General features: G+C 47.1%; 1 protein-coding gene. It reads left to right on the forward strand.

Annotated features, from left to right (window positions below; all coding sequences use genetic code 11):
• Positions 1-295: hypothetical protein (locus Q4528_RS13420; protein ID WP_303522013.1), on the forward strand; the 295-nt coding region annotated here is incomplete at both ends.

The following is a 295-nucleotide window of genomic DNA, read 5'->3' on the forward strand; positions in this document are numbered from 1 at the left end:
GCAAAAAGTAACCTAATTTCATCTTCATTATTACTTAGCCTCACTTATGGTTTATCGCTGGCTGTTTTAGCCGCTGTTAGCTTGGCAACGCTGCCTTTTGATTTGTTCTCGGCTTTACACTTTTGGCAGTTTGCTGGGGTAGCTGCGGTGATTGCCTTTTCGATTGCCCTGCAGCCTTTAATGATGTGGTTGCGAATTGAGCGCCGAGCCGATTGTTACTTCTATTTGGTCGTGTGCCAATGCCTTACTCAAGTAGGGCTTACTTTGTGGGGGCTGCAACAAGGCTGGGCTATGG

Source organism: Staphylococcus pasteuri (assembly GCF_030547725.1).
GTDB lineage: Bacteria > Bacillota > Bacilli > Staphylococcales > Staphylococcaceae > Staphylococcus > Staphylococcus pasteuri.